The following is a 21,467-nucleotide window of genomic DNA, read 5'->3' on the forward strand; positions in this document are numbered from 1 at the left end:
CCCGCCCGGTCGCCGCCTTCAGCGTGCGAGCCAGTTCTCGATCGCCTCGGCGACCTCCGCCGCGCCGTCCTCGAGAATCGTGAAGTGATCGGCCGCCACCGGCACGACGGTGTGGGTCGCGTCCCACGGCCGGGTCTGCCAGTTCGCACGCTCCGACGAGCCGTCCAGGAACGACCGCGCACACTGGACGAACAGTGTCGGTGTGTCGACGGAACCCGGCACCAGCTCGTGCAGCACCTGCACATACCGGCCCATTCCGGTGAGCCGGGCCTGGTCGAACCGACCGAATGTGGCCTCGTTCGCGACCATGTGTTCGGCCATCTCTCGCAGCAGCCATTCCCCGCCCTCGTGCGCGGGGTAGGTGTCCAGCATGACCACGCCGGCGGGAGCCGGACCGCCCGCCGCCTCCAGATATTCGGTGACGAGGTAGGCCAGCAGACCGCCCGAGGAGTGCCCGAGCAGGACGAACGGCTCACCCTGCGCGGCCGCCACCACCCCGCGCGCCACCGCCGCGAGCGCCGCGACCGGTGTCGCCGGGAGTGGTTCGCCCGCACCGAAACCGATCAGCGGTAGCGCCAGTACGTCGCGGCCGGTGCGCAGCTGCGATGCGATCCGGGCGTACTGGTGCGCGCCGCCGGTGGCCAGCGGCGGATTGAGGCAGATGATCCGGGGCAGGGTCGAGCCCGCGGCGAGCCGGGCCGGCGTCGGCAGCCGTTCCGGTTGCTCGTCGGCGGTGAAGTGGTCCCGCAGTTCCGCCACCGCTCGCAGCAGGGCGAAGCCCTTGCCGGCCTGACCGCTCGTCACCGCGCCGCGGAACATCCCGTACAGCGAATCGTCCACGCCCGCAGGGCTGTCGGCCGCTCGGGGCGGGGTGCCGAGTTCCTCGCGTAGGTGCCGGGCCAGCGCGGCGGGCGTCTTGTGGTCGAAGATCGCCGCCGTGGACAGCGCCAGCCCGGTGGACGCGTTGAGCGCGCCGCGCAACTCCATGGCGGCCAGCGAGTCGAAGCCCGATTCGAGGAAGTCCCGCTCCGGGTCGAGCGCATCGGTGCTGTCGTGGCCGAGCAGCCGGGCGGCATGCTCGAGGATGTGCGTCAGCAACCACTGTTCCCGATCAGGCTCCGGCAGCTGCGCCAGATGGTTGCGCAGTGCCGTGGCGTCGGGCGTCGTGACGCGTTGGCGCCGTCCCGGCTTCGCGGCCAGATCCCTGAGAAGTGCGGGAACCGTGTCGCGGGCACGCAGGACGGCGTGGTCGATCGCCACCGGCACCTGCACCGGACGGCCGGAAGACAGTGCCGCATCGAACAATTCGAGGGCGGTGCCGGCGGGCAGCGGCGAAAAGCCTTGGCGCCGCATGCGCTGCCGGTCGGCCTCGCCGAGCCATTGCGACAATCCGGTGTCGATATCCCACATGCCGTAGGCGAGTGACGTGGCCGGCAGACCTTCGGCGTGGCGATAGGTCGCGAGCGCGTCGAGGAACAGGTTCGCCGCCGCGTATCCGCCCTGGCCGGCGGGCAGGATCGACCCCGCCACCGAGGAGATCGTGACGAACGCGGACAGTCCGGCGTCGCGGGTGAGCTCGTGCAGGTACCAGGCGGCATCGGCCTTGGCGGTCAGGCAGTGGTCGATCCGGTCCGGGGTCAAGGTATCGACCAGGCCGTTGTCGGCGACCCCGGCCGCGTGCACGATCGCGCCCAGCGGATGCTCGGCGGAGATCGAGTCGAGCAGTTGCCGCACCGCGTCCCGGTCGGTGACGTCGCAGGCCGCAACCCGAACCCGGGCGCCGAGAGCGCCGAGTTCCGCGACGAGATCCGCGGCCGCGGCCGGTCCGCGCCGACCGGCCAGCACCAGGTGGCGCACCCCGTGCGCATGCACCAGATGCCGGGCGAGGTGGCGGCCGATCCCGCCGGTGCCGCCGGTGATCAGCACGGTCCGTTCGGAATCCCAGACGGTGGGCGGCGTCGTCCCGGGAGCCGCGACCCGGACCAGCCGCGGCACCCGAATCCCGGCCGCGTCGACGGCCAGTTCCGGTTCACCCGTCGCCGCGGCGGCCACGAGGTCGTGCGTCGTGGTCGCCTCGTCCGCCTCGACGAGCACGATCCGTCCCGGATTCTCCGCTTGCGCGGCGCGTACCAGGCCCCATACCGCGGCGGCGGCAGGATCGCCGGTGGAGTCGGTGACGACCACGAGAGTGCTTGTGGCACAACGTTCGTCGTTCAAGAACTCCTGGACGACACCGAGTGTGTCGTACAGGGCCGTGCGCAGTCGCGCCGGCACCGCGACCTCGCCGACCGGGGGCCGGTAGACGAGGACCGAGGCCGGCTCCGGCGCACCCCACTCGGCCCAGGAATTCTCCGCGGGGCGCGGCTGCGGGCCGGGCCGCCACGCGAGTTCGTACAGCGCGTCGTGGGAGCGAGACGATGCCGCGAGCAGTTCGGGCGAGAGCGGACGCAAGGCGAGCGATCGCACCGAAAGCAGCGGCGCGCCACCGGAATCGGCCAGCGCCACCGTGACCGCGCCCTCGTTCGGTTCGGTCAGGCGCACCCGCACCCGGCGGGCGCCGTCGGCGTACAGACGCACCGACGACCAGGTGAACGGAACCAGGGTCTGCCGCTCGGCCTCCTCGTCCGTGCCGCGCGGCAGGCCGACGGTGAGCGCGTGCAGGGCCGCGTCGAGCAGCGCCGGATGCATGCCGTAACCCTGTGCGGTGGTCTGCTCCGGCAGCGCGACCTCGGCGAACAGGTCATCGCCGCGCCGCCACACCGCCGTCAGACCGCGGAAGGCGGGACCGTAGTGGTATCCGTGGTCGGCGAGTTCGTCGTACGCGCCGTCCACGGTGACCTCCGTGGCGCCGACCGGCGGCCACTGCACGAAATCGGCCCAGTCCGCCGGTTCGTCGGTCTCCTCGCTCGGGCTCATCTGTCCTTGCGCGTGATGTGTCCACGGGACGGCCGGATCGTCCTCGTCCCGGCGGGAGTAGATGTCGATGCGCCGGTGACCGGTCTCGTCACCATCGCCGACGACCACCTGGATCTGCACTCCACCGGGCCCGCTGAACGTCAGCGGCGCCAGCAGTGTGAGATCGGCCAGTTCCGGACAGCCGACCTGATCTCCGGCGTGGACCGCCAACTCGACGAAGCCGGTTCCGGGCAGCAGCACCACGCCGAGGACGTCGTGATCGGCCAGCCACGGATGCGTGGCCGTGGACAACCGCCCGGTGAGGCGGACGCCGCCGCCTTCGGGCTGCGCGACCAACGCGCCCAGCATGGGGTGTTCGGTGGACCGCAGGCCGAGTGCCGACGGTTCTCCGGCGTGCAGCCGGCCCGTGGCCCAGAAACGGCGGTGCTGGAAGTGGTAGGTCGGCAGATCGGTCCGGGTGCCGCCGGAGCCGGCGTAGTAGCCGGCCCAATCCACCGGCGCACCCGCGACGTACAGGCGGGCGAGCCCGGTCAGCAAGGTCTCGGGGTCCGCATGGTGGCGGGTGGCGAGGGCGATCGTGGTTGCGGCATCGACGGTTCGGGCGACCATGGTCGTCAACACCGCGTCGGGCCCGACCTCGGCGAAGCGTGTCGCTCCCAGTTCCGCCATCGTCCGGACCGCGTCGGCGAATCGCACCGCGTCGCGCACCTGACGCACCCAGTAGGACGGATCCGACATCTCGTCGGTCACCCTGGCGCCGGTTGCGGTGGACACCAGCGGCATATCCGGGCGCCGGAACGTCACAGTGCTTATCGCCGAGGCGAATTCGTCCAGCATCGGTTCCATCGATGCGGAGTGGAACGCATGCGACACACGTAAACGATGTGTGCGCCAACCGTTTTCCGTGCACCGCTCGGCGGCGGCCAGCACATCGGCTTCGACACCGGACAGCACCACCGAGGACGGACCGTTCACCGCGGCGATCGAGACGTCGCCGGTCAGCACGGCCGGGACATCGGCCTCGGAGGCACCGACGGCGATCATCGCCCCGCCCGCGGGCAGCGCCTGCATCAGGCGACCACGCGCAGCCACCAGCACACACGCATCCTCGAGCGACACCACACCCGCGATATGGGCGGCGGCGACCTCACCGATCGAATGACCCGCCACCACATCCGCACGGAACCCCCACGATTCGAGCAGCCGATACAACGCCACCTCGAACGCGAACAACCCCGCCTGCGCGAACACCGTCCGATCGACAAGATCCTCGTCCACCAACGCATCGACCAGCGAAACAGACTGTCCCAGAACCGGATCCAGCTCGGCCACGATACGGTCGAAATGCTCCGCGAACACCGGATACACGCGCAGACCCGCGGCCATACCAGCCCACTGTGCACCCTGGCCCGAGAACACCACACCCGTCGAACCCGGCACCACCCGGCCCGAAACGACACCGGACACGGTCTCGCTCGCCGCCACCGCACGCACTCCCGCGAGCAGACCGTCACGATCGCCGGCCAGCACGACGGCACGATGCTCGAACACCGCACGCATGGACGCCAGCGAGAAGCCGACATCCACGGCCTCCGGATCGTGCGCGTCCACATGCGAGGCGAGGCGAGCCGCCTGGCCGGTGAGTGCGTCACCGTTGCGCGCCGAGAGTGTCCATGGCAGGACGGCCGGGACGGTGGACACCGCCGGCGCGGTCTCGGTGGCCGGGGCCTGCTCGACGATGACGTGGGCGTTGGTGCCGCTGATCCCGAACGAGGACACACCCGCGCGACGCGGCCGATCCACCTCCGGCCACGGCACCGGTTCGGTCAGCAACCGCACCTGCCCTTCGGACCAATCGACCTTGGTGCTGGGCGCATCGACGTGCAGTGTCCGCGGAAGTTCCCCGTGGCGCATCGCCATGACCATCTTGATCACACCACCCACACCCGCAGCAGCCTGAGCATGACCGATATTGGATTTCAACGACCCCAACCACAACGGCCGATCCGCGGCCCGATCCTGACCGTAGGTGGCAAGCAATGCTTGAGCCTCGATCGGATCACCCAACGTGGTGCCGGTGCCGTGTGCTTCGACCGCATCCACATCCGTCGGGGAGAGCCCCGCATTGGCCAGCGCCTGCCGGATCACCCGCCGCTGCGACGGACCGTTCGGCGCGGTCAAACCATTCGAGGCACCGTCCTGATTCACCGCCGAACCCGCCAGCACTGCCAACACCTCGTGGCCATGGCGGCGAGCATCGGAAAGCCGTTCCAGCACAAGCATTCCCGCACCCTCGGACCAGCCCACACCATCGGCCGCATCCGCGAAGGACTTACACCGGCCGTCGGGCGACAACCCACGCTGACGACTGAACTCCACGAACGTCTCCGGTGTCGCCATCACCGTCACACCACCGGCCAACGCCAGATCACACTCACCGGACCGCAACGATTGCGCGGCCAGATGCATCGCCACCAGCGACGACGAACACGCCGTATCCACCGACACCGCAGGGCCTTCCAGACCCAATGTGTAGGCGATCCGACCGGAGACCAGGCTGCCGGTCGCGCTGTTGCCGCTGCCCTGGGCGTAGTCGTGGTACATCACGCCGGCGAAGACCCCGGTCGAGCTGCCCCGCAGCACCGTGGGGTCGAGACCGGCGCGCTCCAACGCCTCCCAGGTCGTCTCCAGCAACTGTCGCTGCTGGGGGTCCATCATGGTGGCTTCGTTGGGGCCGATACCGAAGAACTCGGGGTCGAAATCGGCTGCGCCGTGCAGGAATCCGCCTTCTCTGGTGTAGGACTTGCCCGCGCGGCCGGGCTCCGGGTCGTAGATGCCGGCGATGTCCCAGCCGCGGTCGGCCGGAAGTGTCGTGATCGCGTCCGCTCCGGCGCGCACCAGATCCCAGAGTTCCTCGGGGGAGGTGATGCCGCCGGGGTACCGGCACGCCATGCCGACCACCGCGATCGGGTCGTCGTCGACCGGACGGGTCGCGGTGACCACGCTGTCCCGCGCGGTTCCGGTGAACTCCTCGGCGAGATGTCGTGCCAGTGCCTCGGGTGTCGGATAGTCGAACACCAGGGTGGCGGGCAGCGGCAGGCCCGTGACGGCTTTGAGGGCATTGCGGAATTCGATGGCGGTGATCGAATCGAAGCCCAGTTCGTTGAAGGCCCGGTCCGCCGCAATCGAATTCGGGTGCTCGTGGCCGAGAGTCGCGGCGATCTGTCCGCGCACGATCTCCACCAGAACTCCGAAGCGCTCGCTGTCGGGAGTGCTCGCGACCCGCGCGCGCAGCGCCGTGAACGCACCCGATGCCGCACTGCGACGAGCCGGCACCAGACCGGAAAGCAATGCGGGCGTGGTGTTTCCGGCGTGGCGAATGCTCTCCGTGTCGAGCCGGGCGAGCACCGGCACAACGATCCCGGTCGCGGCGTCGAAGAGTGCCAGGCCCTGATCGGCCGAGAGCGGCAGCAGGCCCGAGCGGGACATGCGGTGCCGGTCGACGTCGCCGAGTTGCCCGGCCATACCGCCGTCCCACAGCCCCCACACCAGGGATGTGCCGCACCTGCCGGTCGCGACGCGGTGCGTGGCGAGCGCGTCCAGGTATGCGTTGGCCGCGGCGTAGTTGCCCTGCCCGGGGTTGCCGAACGCACCGGCTACCGAGCTGAACAGGACGAATGCCCGCAGGGGCAGGTCGGCGGTCAGTTCGTGCAGATGGAATGCGGCATCGACCTTGGGGCTCAGCACGGTATCCATCCGCGCCGGGGTCAGCGACGCGACGGCGCCGTCGTCGAGCACACCGGCCAGGTGGAAGACGCCGGTCAGCGGGTGCTCGGCGGGTATGCCCGCCAGCACGGCGGCGAGCGCGTCGCGGTCGGCGACATCGCAGGCGGCGAATTCGACGTCGGCGCCGAGGTCGCCGAGTTCGGCCCGCAATGTGGCTGCGCCGGAGGCGGATTCGCCGCGCCGGCTCAGCATCAGCAGGTGGCGGACGCCGCGGGTGGCGACCAGATGCCGGGCGAAGAGCCCGGCCAGGAGTCCGCCGGCACCGGTGACCAGCACCGTCTCGTCCGGATCGAACGCGACGGCCTCGGCCGCGGCGGGAGCCGCCCGGACCAGCCGTGCGGCGTGCACTCGGCCGTCCCGCACGGCCAGCTGCGGTTCGGCCGCGGCCAGGATGCCGCCGAGCAGATCATCGAGGTCGGCATCGCTGTCGACCAGGACGATGCGACCCGGATGTTCGGCTTGTGCGGAGCGCACGAGGCCGCCGACGGCGGCGCCGGCCCGATTCGTGATGTCCTCTCCGGCCACCGACACCGCTCCGGCCGTCCGGACCACGAGGACCGATTCGGTGAATCGCCGGCTCGTCGTCCAGGACTGCACGACCTCGAGCACGTGGTGGGTCGCGGCGTGGATCGTGGCGGGATCGTTGCCCGCCGGGCAATCCAGCACCACGACCGGCGGTACCTCGTCACCGAGTTCCGGCCATGTGGCCGTGACGATTTCGGCCGTATCCACCTCGATCGGTGTCCAGTCGATCCGGAACAGGGCGTTGCCGACGGATGCGCCGGTGGTGAGCTGCGCGGCATCGACGGGACGGGAGGCGAGGTGACGGACCGTCGCCACCGGAGCACCGGCGGTATCCGCCAGATCCAGCGCTACGCCCCGCTCCCCGACGCGGGTGAGCCGCACCCGCAGCGCATCGGCCCCCGCCGCGTACACGGTGACTCCGGACCACTCGAACGGTAATGCCGGACCGTCCGGCCGCGCGTCGGCGAAGCGCAGCGCATGGAGGGCCGCGTCCAGCAACGCCGGGTGGATGCCGAACCGCTGGGCGTCGGAGCCGGCGGTCTCGGGCAGCGCGACCTCGGCGTAGAGGACGTCACCGGTCGCTCGCCAGACCGAGCGCAGCGCCTGGAACGCGGGACCGTAGTGGTATCCCTGCGCGCCGAGGGCGTCGTACACATCGTCGATATCCACCGCGACCGCTCCCGCGGGCGGCCACTGCCGCAATTCGACTGCGGCACTGGCGTTTTCGGACGCGAGTGTACCTTCGGCATGCACCATCCAGGACGGCAGCGCATCGGCGTCGTCCTCGCGGCGGGAGAAGATCCGCACCGCGCGACGACCGGCCTCGTCCCGGGCGCCGACCACGACACGGACCGCGGTGCCGGAGGTTTCCGACAGCGCCAGCGGGGCGCGCAGGACCAACTGCTCGAGGTGAGCGCAGCCGACCTGTTCACCGGCGTACAGGGCGAGCTCGACCAGACCGGTGCCGGGGAACAGGACGGTGTCCATGACCGCGTGATCGGCCAGCCAGGGATGTGTCCGCAGGGACAGGCGGCCGGTGAGATCCGCACCGTCGGAGTCCGGTTGGGAGACCACGGCCGAGACCAGCGGATGTTCGGTGGCGACCAGCCCCATCGCGCGGGCGCTGCCGGATGCCGTCGACTCGTCGGACAACCAATACCGCCGACGCTGGAACGCATAGGTGGGCAGGTCGATTCGCCGGGCGCCCGTTCCGGAGTAGAGGGCGCCCCAGTTCACGTCCGCGCCGGTGACGAACAGTGTCGCCACTGCGGCCGTCAGGGTCGACGGATCCGCCTGGTGCCGGCGGGACGATGCCGCCACCACGGGGGATGTGGCGTCGAGGGTTTGGGTGACCATGGGGGCCAGCACCGCATCCGGCCCGAGCTCGGCGAATCGGGACACCCCCGACTCCGCCATCGCCGTCACCGCAGCGGCGAACCGCACCGTATCCCGAACCTGGTTCACCCAATACGACGGAACCGACATCTCGTCGGTCACCCTGGCACCGGTCACCGTCGACACCAATGCCACAGTCGGACGTTCGAACGCCAATGCGTCTATCGCGGAGGCGAATTCGTCCAGCATCGGTTCCATCAACGCCGAATGGAACGCATGCGACACCCGCAAACGGTGTGTGCGCCAACTTTTTCCGGCACACCTGTCAGCCGCCGCCAGTACATCGGCCTCGGCACCGGACAACACCACCGAGGACGGACCGTTCACCGCCGCGATCGATACGTCACCGGCGGAATCCAGCAGCGCCGGCACCTCCGCCTCGGAAGCGCCCACCGCGACCATCGCTCCGCCCGCGGGCAGCGCCTGCATCAGTCGCCCGCGCGCAGCGACCAGCACGCACGCGTCCGCCAGCGATAGGACTCCCGCCACGTGTGCGGCCGCGACCTCACCGATCGAATGACCCGCCACCACATCCGCACGGAACCCCCACGATTCGAGCAGCCGATACAACGCCACCTCGAACGCGAACAACCCCGCCTGCGCGAACACCGTCCGATCGACCAGCTCATCGTCCACCAACGCATCGACCAGCGAAACAGACTGTCCCAGAGCCGGTTCCAGCTCGGCCACGATACGGTCGAAATGCTCCGCGAACACCGGATACGCACGCAGACCCGCGGCCATACCAGCCCACTGCGCACCCTGACCCGAGAACACCACACCCGTCGAACCCGGCACCACCCGGCCCGAAACCACGCCGGGAAGGGGCTCTCCGCGCCCGAGGGCCTGGATACCGGTCCGCAGGTCGTCGCCTTCGGCGGCCAGCACCACGGCGCGGTGATCGAACACCACTCGCGAGGTCGCGAGCGAGTAGCCGACGTCGACCGGGTGCCGGTCGCCGATCCGCGCGGTCAGACGTCTGGCTTGTTCGGCCAGGGCGGCGCCGTCGCGCGCCGAGATCACCCACGGCAGGACCCCACCGGCCGGAGCGATCCTGGTCTCCGGTACGGAGGCCGCGGCGGCCGGCGCCTGTTCGACGATGAGGTGGGCGTTGGTGCCGCTGAGTCCGAAGGACGAGATACCGGCGCGACGCGGCCTATTCACCTCCGGCCACTCGACCGACTCGGTCAACAACCGGATATTGCCTTGCGTCCAATCGACTTTCGAACTCGGCCGGTCGACATGCAGTGTCTTCGGCAGCACGCCGTGGCGCATCGCCATGACCATCTTGATCACACCGGCCACACCCGCCGCGGCTTGGGCGTGACCGATGTTCGACTTCAACGATCCGAGCCACAGGGGACTGGTGGGGTCCCGATCCTGACCGTAGGTGGCGAGCAGCGCCTGGGCCTCGATCGGATCACCCAGCGTCGTACCCGTACCGTGGCCCTCCACGGCGTCGACCTCGGCAGGCGAGAGACCGGCATTGGCCAACGCCTGCCGGATCACCCGCCGCTGCGACGGACCGTTGGGCGCGGTCAAACCGTTCGACGCACCATCCTGATTCACCGCCGAACCCGCCAGCACCGCCACAACCTCGTGACCATGACGACGAGCGTCGGAAAGCCGTTCCAGCACAAGCATTCCCGCACCCTCAGCCCAGCCCACACCATCGGCCGCATCCGCGAAGGACTTACACCGGCCGTCGGGTGACAATCCACGCTGCCTGCCGAATTCGAGGAACATATCCGGTGTGGCCATGACCGCGACACCGCCGGCCAGCGCCAGATCGCATTCCCCCGACCGCAGCGACTGCGCGGCCAGATGCATCGCCACCAGCGACGACGAACACGCCGTATCCACCGACACCGCAGGACCTTCCAGACCCAGCGTGTAGGCGATCCGCCCGGAGACGAGACTTCCTCCGGCGCTTCCGGCCTTGCCGGTGCCCTGTGCGTAGTCGTGGTACATCACACCGGTGAACACACCGGTCGAGCTGCCACGCAGCACGGCAGGATCGATCCCGGCCCGTTCCAGCGCCTCCCACGAGGTCTCCAGCAGCAATCTCTGCTGCGGATCCATCACCATGGCCTCATTGGGACTGATACCGAAGAAATCGGCATCGAAATCGGCTGCGGAATACAGGAATCCACCGGTGCGGGCGTAGGTCTTGCCGGGCTTGCCGGGCTCGGGGTCGTAGATACCGTCGACATCCCAGCCACGGTCGACCGGCAATTCCCCGTTGGTGTCGATGCCCTCGGCGACCAACCGCCACAAATCCTCCGGCGACCCCACACCACCCGGATACCGGCAACTCATCGCCACAATCGCAACCGGATCATCATCCACCCGAACCCGGCCGACCGGCCCTTCCTCGACAACCGATGTACCGGCCAACTCCGACCCGATGAACTCAGCCACCACCTCCGCATTCGGATAATCGAAAATCAACGTCGCCGGAAGCTTCAAACCCGTCGCCACCGACAACCGATTCCGAAACTCCACCGCACCCAACGAATCGAAACCCAACTCCGAAAAAGCACGCAACGGCTCCACACCATCCACCGACACATGCCCCAACACACCCGCAGCCACCGACCGCACCATATCCACCACAGCCACATGCCGATCCACATCCGACAAACCAGCCAGCGTGGCGGCGAATGCGGGTTCCGGACTCTGGTTTCGTGTCCGGCGGCGTACCGGGGCGGGGACGATGCCACGCAGCAGCGCCGGGAGCGCGTCGCCACGGTCGCGCAGGGCCGCCGGATCGACCCGCAATGCCACCAGCTGCGCGGACTCGCTGGCGATCGCCAGATCGAACAGCTCCAGCCCTTCGGTCTCGCTCAGCGGCGGAAGCCCCTGCCGCCGGATGCGCTCGACGTCCCCCTCCGACAGCATCGAACCGAGACCGGTCGATGTCGCCCACAATCCGTAATCGATGGCGGTCGCGGGTAGACCTGCGGCGTGGCGATGGGCGGCCAGCGCGTCCAGAAACACGTTCGCCGCAGCATAATTCGCCTGCCCCGCCGCCAGCACCGAACCGCCGGCCGACGACACCACCACGAACAGCGACAACGGCCGATCACACGTCAACTCGTGCAGATGCCAGGCCGCGTCGACCTTCGGTGCGAACACCGGCCCGAACCGATCCGCCGTGATCGACTCGATCAGTCCGTTGTCGGCGGCGCCCGCCGCATGCACCACGCCGATCAGCGGATGCTCGTCCGGAATATCGTCGATCAACGCGGCCAACGCCTCGCGGTCCGACACATCACACGACGCGATCCGCACCTGCGCGCCGAGTTCGACCAGTTCGTCACGCAACTGCTCGGCGCCCGGCGCGCCCGGTCCGCTGCGCGACACCAGCGCAAGCTGCGTCACACCGTGTTTCACCACGAGGTGCCGTGCCATCAACGCACCGAGGCCACCGGTCCCGCCGGTGACCAGCACGGTGCCGGCCGCGATCGAGGCAACGGCCGCACCGGTCGCGTGCCGGCGCAACCGCGGTACCAGCGCGGCCGCCCCGCGCACGGCGATCTCCGGCTCGGCGGCGTCCGGCGCCGTCGTGGTCAGCGCGGCGACGAGATCCTGGTCCCGATCCAGGTCGAGGAGCTGGAAACGACCGGGGTGCTCGGCCTGCGCCGCGCGCACCAGACCCCATACCGGCGCCTGCGCCAGATTTACCGGCTCGGGCCCGTCGACGGACACGGCGTGCCGGGTGACAACGACCAGTCGAGAGTGTTCGAAAAGTGAAGTGCGCAACCACAATTGCACGGTCTCGAGGATTCCGGCGGTGATCTGCCGGGCCGCGACCGGGGGTGCGGACTCGTCGTCGGGGCATTCGAGAACGACGACGTCGGGTGCGACCGTATCGTCGGCCGCGTCCAGGTCGGTGATCAGTGCCGCGAGATCGCGATAATGTGGCTGATCGTCGGAGCCGTGTCCGGAACCCACCACCGCGATGCGATTCGGTTCGACCGTCGCGGACGCCGGTGCGGTGGCGATCCACTCCACGCCGAACAGCGAGTCCGAGCCCGGATGCGCGGTGAGGCGCTCGGCCGGTACGGGCCGCGATACGAGAGCGCCGACCGACAGCACCGGCTGCCCGTGCCGGTCGGTGATTCGCACGCCGAATCCGTCGTCGTCCGGTGAAATCCGCACGCGCAGCGCCGCGGCGCCGGTCGCGTGCAGTGCCACCCGGTTCCACATGAACGGCAACGCCGGGGAATCGCCGAGGTCGCCGCTGCGGAAGCCGTGCACGATTCCGGCGTGTAGTGCGGCATCGAACAGCGCCGGATGGATGCCGAACCCGTCGGCGTGCCCGGTGTCGGGGAGCGCGATCTCGGCGAACAATTCCTGCCCGCGCTGCCAGGCCGCCCGCAAGCCCCGGAACTGCGGGCCGTACCCGTAGCCGAGCTGCGAGAGTTCGTCGTAGACGCCGTCGACGTCGACAGCGGTGGCGCCGGCCGGCGGCCAGGAAAGCGGTTCGAAGTCCTCGGCCTCGTCCGGGGTGAGAACGCCTTCGGCATGCATCGTCCACGCCGGCGTCGCCTCGACATCACGGTCGGGGCAGGAGAAGATCCGGACCGCGCGACGGCCCGCCGCGTCCGGCTCGCCGAGCACCACACGTACCGCGACTCCGCCGGTGTCCGGCAATATCAGCGGTGCGTGCAGCACCAACTCGTCGAGCATCGGGGTACCGGCTCGTTCCCCGGCGTGCAGGGCGAATTCGACGAAGCCGGTTCCGGGGAACAACACCGTGTCCCTCACCCGGTGATCGGCCAGCCACGGATGGGTCTGCACCGACAGGCGGCCGGTGAACGTCGCCGTATCGGACTCCGGTTGCGACACGACCGCCGACAGCAGCGGGTGTCCGGTGGACGCCAGGCCCATCGCCCGGAGGTCACCGCCGGTGCCGGCATTCGGCCCCAGCCAGTAGCGCCGGCGCTGGAAGGCGTAGGTGGGCAGGTCGATTCGCCGAGCTCCGGTCCCGGCGTACCAGCCGGCCCAGTCGACCCGCGCGCCCGCGACGAACAGTCCGGCGGCGCCGGCCGCGACCGTGCGGGCATCGGCGCGATTTCGGCGCGCCACCGCGACCACGACCGGCACCGAGGTCGTGGACGCCGGTGTCGCATGGTGTTCGACGATTTGTGTGATCATCGGGGCCAGCACCGCATCCGGTCCGACCTCGGCGAAGCGGGACACTCCCAGCTCCGCCATCGCGGTCACCGCATCGGCGAAGCGCACCGTATCCCGGACCTGGCGCACCCAGTACGACGGGGCCGACATCTCGTCGGTCACCCTCGCGCCGGTCACCGTGGATACCAGTGCGACCTCCGGACGTCCGAAGTTCACACCGTCGATGGCCGAAGCGAATTCGGCGAGCATCGGCTCCATCGACGCCGAATGGAACGCATGCGACACCCGCAGGCGATGCGTGCGCCAACCACGCTCGGCACAGGCATCGGCCAGCGCCGAGACTTGGTCCTCGGCACCGGAGAGCACGACCGCCACGGGACCGTTCACCGCCGCGATCGACACGTCACCGGTCGGCACCGCACCGGAATTCAGCAGCGTCAGCACGTCGGTCTCGGACGCACCGACCGCGACCATCGCCCCACCCGCGGGCAGCGCCTGCATCAGGCGACCACGCGCAGCCACCAGCACACACGCATCCTCGAGCGACACCACACCCGCGATATGGGCGGCGGCGACCTCACCGATCGAATGACCCGCCACCACATCCGCACGGAACCCCCACGATTCGAGCAGCCGATACAACGCCACCTCGAACGCGAACAACCCCGCCTGCGCGAACACCGTCCGATCGACAAGATCCTCGTCCACCAACGCATCGACCAGCGAAACAGACTGTCCCAGAACCGGATCCAGCTCGGCCACGATACGGTCGAAATGCTCCGCGAACACCGGATACACGCGCAGCCCGGCAGCCATCCCCGCCCACTGCGCACCCTGGCCCGAGAACACCACACCCGTCGAACCCGGCACCACCCGACCCGACACCACACTCGGCAGATGCTCGCCGGTGGCCAATCCCGTTGTGCCCGCGAGCAATTCGGCACGGTCGCCGCCCAGGACGACGGCACGATGCTCGAGCACACTGCGGGTGGACGCCAGCGACGAGCCGATGTCGATCGGATCGTGCTCCTCGCCGATATGGGACGCGAGACGGTCGGCTTGGCCGGCGAGGGCCGCAGCACTGCGCGCCGAGATCACCCACGGCAGGACGCCGCCTGCCGGAGCGATGCGCGCGGGCTCCGCCGGCGCCGCCATGCTCTGTGCCTGTTCGAGGATGAGGTGCGCGTTGGTGCCGCTGATTCCGAACGAGGACACCCCGGCGCGACGCGGCCGATCCGCCTCCGGCCACGGCACCGGTTCGGTCAGCAACTCGATACTGCCCTGCGCCCAATCGACCTTGGTACTCGGCCGATCGACATGCAACGTCTTCGGCAGCACGCCGTGGCGCATCGCCATGACCATCTTGATCACACCACCTACACCCGCGGCCGCCTGGGCATGACCGATATTGGACTTCAACGACCCCAACCACAACGGGCGATCGGCAGCGCGGTCCCGGCCGTAGGTCGCCAGCAGCGCCTGGGCCTCGATGGGATCACCCAGCGTCGTCCCGGTGCCGTGGCCTTCGATCGCGTCCACCTCCCCCGCGGAGAGTCCGGCATCGGCCAGCGCGCGGCGGATGACCCGCTGCTGCGAGGGGCCGTTCGGCGCGGTGAAACCGTTCGACGCACCGTCCTGGTTCACCGCGGAACCGGCGATGACCGCCAGCACCTGATGGCCGTTGCGCCGCGCATCGGAAAGCCGTTCCAGCACGAGCACGCCGACGCCCTCGGACCAGCCCACACCGTCCGCCGCGTCGGCGAAGGCTCGGCACCGACCGTCGGGTGAGAGACCGCGCTGACGGCTGAACTCGAGGAACATGTCCGGCGAGGCCATCACCGCGACTCCGCCGGCCAGGGCCAGATCGCATTCGCCCGACCGCAGCGATCCCGCGGCCAGATGCAGCGCGACCAGCGACGACGAACACGCCGTATCCACCGACACCGCAGGACCTTCCAGACCCAGCGTGTAGGCGACGCGGCCGGAGACCAGACTGCCGCCGGCACTGTTGGCGCCCTGCGTTCCCTGCGCGTAGTCGTGGTACATCACACCGGTGAACACACCGGTCGAGCTGCCACGCAGCACGGCAGGATCGATCCCGGCCCGTTCCAGCGCCTCCCACGAGGTCTCCAGCAGCAGCCGCTGCTGCGGATCCATCACCATGGCCTCGTTCGGGCTGATACCGAAGAAGTCGGCATCGAAATCGGCTGCGGAATACAGAAATCCACCGCGCCGCGTGTAGGTCTTGCCCGCCTTACCCGGCTCGGGATCGTAGATGCCTTCGATGTCCCAACCACGGTCCGTCGGCAGTTCGCCGGTGGTGTCGATGCCCTCGGCGACCAACCGCCACAAATCCTCCGGCGACCCCACACCACCCGGATACCGGCAACTCATCGCCACAATCGCAACCGGATCATCATCCACCCGAACCCGGCCGATTACCTCCTCATCGTCAACGGGCCCACCCGACAACTCCGACCCGATGAACTCAGCCACCACCTCCGCATTCGGATAATCGAAAATCAACGTCGCCGGAAGCTTCAAACCCGTCGCCACCGACAACCGATTCCGAAACTCCACCGCACCCAACGAATCGAAACCCAACTCCGAAAAAGCACGCAACGGCTCCACACCATCCACCGACACATGCCCCAACACACCCGCAGCCACCGACCGCACCACATCCACCACAGCCACATGCCGATCCACATCCGACAAACCAGCCAGCGTATCCAGGAAGGTCCGATCCGCCGCGGACGTGTTCGCGCGTCGGCGAGCGGTCACCGGTGCGATGCCACGCAGCAGCGCCGGCACGCTCTCGCCGCGCTGCCGGAGCACGGCCGGGTCGACCCGGAGTGCCACGAGCTGAGCGGTGTCGGTCGCCAGTGCCGCATCGAAGAGCCCCAGCCCTTCCGCCTCGGTGAGCGCGGGGAAACCCTGCCTGCGCATCCAGTCGAAATCGGCTTCGGACAATGCGGTGCCGAGTCCGCTCGAGCGCTCCCACAGGCCGTAGTCGATGGCGGTCGCGGGCAGACCCGCGGCACGACGATGAACAGCCAACGCATCCAGAAACACGTTCGCCGCAGCATAATTCGCCTGACCCGCCGCCAGCACCAAACCACCAGCCGACGACACCAATACGAACAACGACAACGACCGACCGCGAGTCAACTCGTGCAGATGCCACGCCGCATCCACCTTCGGCGCGAACACCGAATCAACACGCTCCGCCGTAATCGACTCCACCACACCGTTATCCGCGACACCCGCGGCGTGCACCACACCCACCAACGGAAACTCACCCGAAATACCGTCGACCAACTCCGACAACGCGTCACGATCCGACACATCACAGGCGACAACACGCACCCCCGCACCCAACGCCACCAGCTCATCACGCAACCGCTCGGCACCAGGCGCAGCCAAACCCCGACGCGACGCCAGAACAAGATGCGTCACACCGTGATTCACCACCAGATGCCGAGCGAGCAACGCACCCAGACCACCCGTCCCACCGGTCACCAATACCGTGCCCGGCTGTAGGCGAACCGCGTCACCGGCAGGGTGACGGGTCAAACGCGGCACCGATACGACCGCACCACGCACGGCGACCTCCGGCTCACCCGTGACAGCGGCGGACAGCGACGCCACGGCCATCGGCGCGCGAGTCTCGTGGGAGCCGTCCGGGTCGTCCAGGTCGAGCAGGTGGAATCGATCCGGATGTTCGGCCTGCGCGGCCCGGACCAGCCCCCACACCGGCGCCTGCGCCAGATTTAGCGTCTCCGAATCATTCACGGCCACAGCGTTTCTGGTCACGACGACCAAGCGTGACGCGGTGAAACGCGGATCGCTCAGCCACCGCTGCACGGTGTCGAGAACGCCGGTGACGACCTGCCGGGCCGCGGTCGGCGGCGCGCCCTCGCCCCGAGGGCATTCGACGACGACGATCTGCGGCACGACCGGTTCCGTGACCGCGTCCAGATCGGCGATCAACGCCTCGAGGTCGCGGTATCCGCGTATCTCCCCCGAATCGCGACCGGCGCCCAGCACCGCCACCCGGTTCGGGTCGAGGGCCACCGGCACACTCGGAACCGCGATCCACTCCACCCCGAACAGGTCCTGCGACACCCGGTTCGCGTCGAGATGCCGGGCCGTCACCGGCCGGGATACGAGCGCGGCCACCGACAGGACCGGTTCGCCCTGCGCATCGGCGATCCGCACGCCGAACTTCTCACCGTCCACAACGATCCGGACGCGCACCACCGCGGCCCCGGCCGCGTGCAACGCCACGTTGTTCCAGGTGAACGGCAACGCCGGGGAGGTACCCCCTTCGCTGCGCAGGCCGTGCACGATCCGCACGTGCAGTGCGGCGTCGAACAGGGCCGGGTGGATGCCGAAGCTTTCGGCCTCCGCGGAGTCGGGCAGCGCGACCTCGGCGAAGAGTTCGTTCCCACGTTGCCATGCAGCTCGCAGGCCTCGAAACGCGGGCCCGTAGCCGTAGCCGAGGTCGAGCAGTTCGTCGTAGACGTCGTCGATATCCAGCGGCTGCGCTCCGCTGGGCGGCCACGACCGGAGATCGAAATCGGGGACGACCCCGCCCGTGGCGAGAGTGCCTTCGGCATGAATCACCCACGGTTCGTCCGTGGTGGCCCGCGAATGAATACTCAGTCGCCGCCGGCCGGTGTCGTCGGCGGCGGCCACCACCACCTGCACCGACACACCGCCCTGGGCGGGCAGCGTCAACGGCGTGTGCAGGACGAGTTCTTCCAGCACATCGCAGCCCAGCAGGCCGCCGACGTGACCCGCGAGTTCGACGAATCCGGTGCCGGGCAGCAGGACCACGCCGAATACGCTGTGGTCGGCCAGCCACTCGACGGAATCCACCGTCCAGCGGCCGGTGAAGCTCACTCCGCCCGATTCCGGATGCGGTACGGCGGCGCCGAGCAGGGGATGTGACACGGCGTCGAGGCCGACGGCGGTGACCCCGCCCAGTTCGGCTCCCAGCCACGATTGCGCCAGCACCTGCCGCACGTCGAGCCAGAAGCGTTCGTGCCGGAAGGCGTAGGTGGGCAGGTCGATCCGCCGAGCTCCGGTCCCGGTGTACCAACCGGTCCAGTCGACATCGGCGCCGGTGACGAACAACCCGGCGACACCGGCCGACACTGTCGCGGCATCGGTACGGTCGCGGCGTGCCAATGCCACTACCGCCGGTGCACCGGTACGGGTGTCCTCCAGGCTCTGGGTGACCATGGGGGCCAGCACCGCATCCGGCCCGACCTCGGCGAAACGGGACACCCCCAGCTCCGCCATCGCCGCCACCGCCTCGGCGAACCGCACCGAATCCCGAACCTGATTCACCCAGTACGACGGAACCGACATCTCATCGGTCACCCTGGCACCGGTCACCGTCGATATCACAGCCACGCGCGGCCGCTCGAACACCACAGTGCTTATCGCCGAGGCGAACTCGGTGAGCATCGGCTCCATCAACGCCGAATGGAACGCGTGCGAGACGCGCAATCGCTTCGTCCGCCAACCACGCCCGGAGCACATATCGGCCACCGCCAGCACATCGGCTTCGACACCGGACAGCACCACCGAGGACGGGCCGTTCACCGCGGCGATCGACACGCCCGCACTCAGCAGCGGCAATACATCGGCCTCCGACGCACCCACCGCGACCATCGCCCCACCGGCGGGCAGCGCCTGCATCAATCGACCACGCGCAGCCACCAGAACACACGCATCCTCGAGCGACAACACACCCGCGATATGCGCGGCGGCAACCTCACCGATCGAATGACCCGCCACCACATCCGCACGGAACCCCCACGATTCGAGCAGCCGATACAACGCCACCTCGAACGCGAACAACCCCGCCTGCGCGAACACCGTCCGATCGACCAGATCCTCGTCCACCAACGCATCGACCAGCGAAACAGACTGTCCCAGAGCCGGTTCCAGCTCGGCCACGATACGGTCGAAATGCTCCGCGAACACCGGATACACGCGCAGCCCGGCAGCCATACCGGCCCACTGCGCACCCTGACCCGAGAACACCACACCCGTCGAACCCGGCACCACCCGACCCGACACCACACCGGACACGGACTCGCCCGCCGCCACCGCACGCACACCCGCGAGCAGATCCTCGCGATCGCCGGCCAGCACGACGGCACGATGCTCGAACACCGCACGCGTGGACGCCAGCGACACGCCGATATCGAGCGGATCCTGTTCTTCCGCAGCCGATTCCGGATTTCCGATGTGGGCCGCAAGGCGTGTGGCCTGATCCACGAGTGCCGGACCACTGCGCGCCGAGATCACCCACGGCAGCAACCCGCCCACGGGTGCGGTCCTCGATACCGGATCGGCCATCGTGTCGGTCGCCGGTGCTTGTTCGACGATCACGTGCGCGTTGGTGCCGCTGATCCCGAACGAGGACACACCCGCCCGACGCGGCCGATCCACCTCCGGCCACGGCACCGGCTCGGTCAGCAACCCGATATTGCCTTGCGCCCAATCGACTTTCGTACTCGGACGGTCGACATGCAGAGTCTTCGGCAGCACGCCGTGGCGCATCGCCATGACCATCTTGATCACACCACCCACACCCGCAGCGGCTTGTGCGTGACCGATATTCGACTTGAGCGACCCCAACCAGAGCGGACTACCGGCGTCCCGGCCCTGACCGTAGGTGGCGAGCAGCGCCTGGGCCTCGATCGGATCACCCAGCGTCGTTCCGGTGCCGTGTGCTTCGACCGCATCCACATCCGTCGGGGAGAGCCCCGCATTGGCCAGGGCCTGCCGGATCACCCGCCGCTGCGACGGACCGTTCGGCGCCGTCAAACCATTGGACGCACCATCCTGATTCACCGCCGAACCGGCGATGACCGCGAGAATTCGATGGCCGTTGCGCTGCGCATCGGAAAGGCGTTCCAGGACGAGCACTCCGACGCCCTCGGACCAGCCCACACCGTCGGCCGCGTCCGCGAACGACTTGCATCGGCCGTCCGGAGCCAAGCCGCGCTGGCGGCTGAATTCCACGAAGGTCTCCGGTGTCGCCATCAGCGTCACACCGCCGGCCAGCGCCAGATCGCATTCCCCGGACCGCAGCGATCCCGCGGCCAGATGCATCGCGACCAGCGACGACGAACACGCCGTATCGACCGTGACCGAGGGGCCCTCGAAGCCGAACACGTACGACACCCGGCCCGACGCAATGGATCCCGCATTCGCGTTGGCCGGATAGTCGTGATACATCATGCCGGTGAAGACGCCGGTCGCGCTGCCGCGCAGCGACCCCGTGTCCACACCGGAGCGCTCCAGAGCTTCCCACGACGTCTCCAACAGCAAGAACTGCTGCGGATCCATCATCGCGGCCTCGTTGGGGCTGATGCCGAAGAACGCGGGATCGAATTCACCGGCCGAATGCAGGAAACCACCCTCGCGGGTGTAGGTGCTGCCCGGCGTTTCCCCGGTCCGATCGTAGAGTCGCTCGACGTCCCACCCGCGATTCACCGGGAACTGCGAGGTGGCGTCGCCACCCTCGGCTACCAGCCGCCACAGATCCTCCGGCGAATCCACCCCGCCCGGATACCGGCACGCCATTCCGACGATCGCGATCGGCTCCCGGAGGGCCGCGTCGAGTTTGCGATTGCGCGCCCGCAATCGCTCCGTTTCCTTGAGCGAGACCCGCAGCG

At 69.0% G+C, this 21,467-nt stretch carries 1 pseudogene; it reads right to left on the reverse strand.

The window, feature by feature from the left end:
• Positions 1-42: 42 nt before the first annotated feature.
• Positions 43-21,393 (reverse strand): annotated as a pseudogene (locus RJ03_RS37250) (SDR family NAD(P)-dependent oxidoreductase); the annotation flags it as partial.
• Between the last annotated feature and the right edge of the window lie 74 nt (positions 21,394-21,467).

The sequence above is a fragment of the Nocardia aobensis NBRC 100429 genome, from assembly GCF_000308375.1.
Lineage (GTDB): Bacteria > Actinomycetota > Actinomycetes > Mycobacteriales > Mycobacteriaceae > Nocardia > Nocardia aobensis.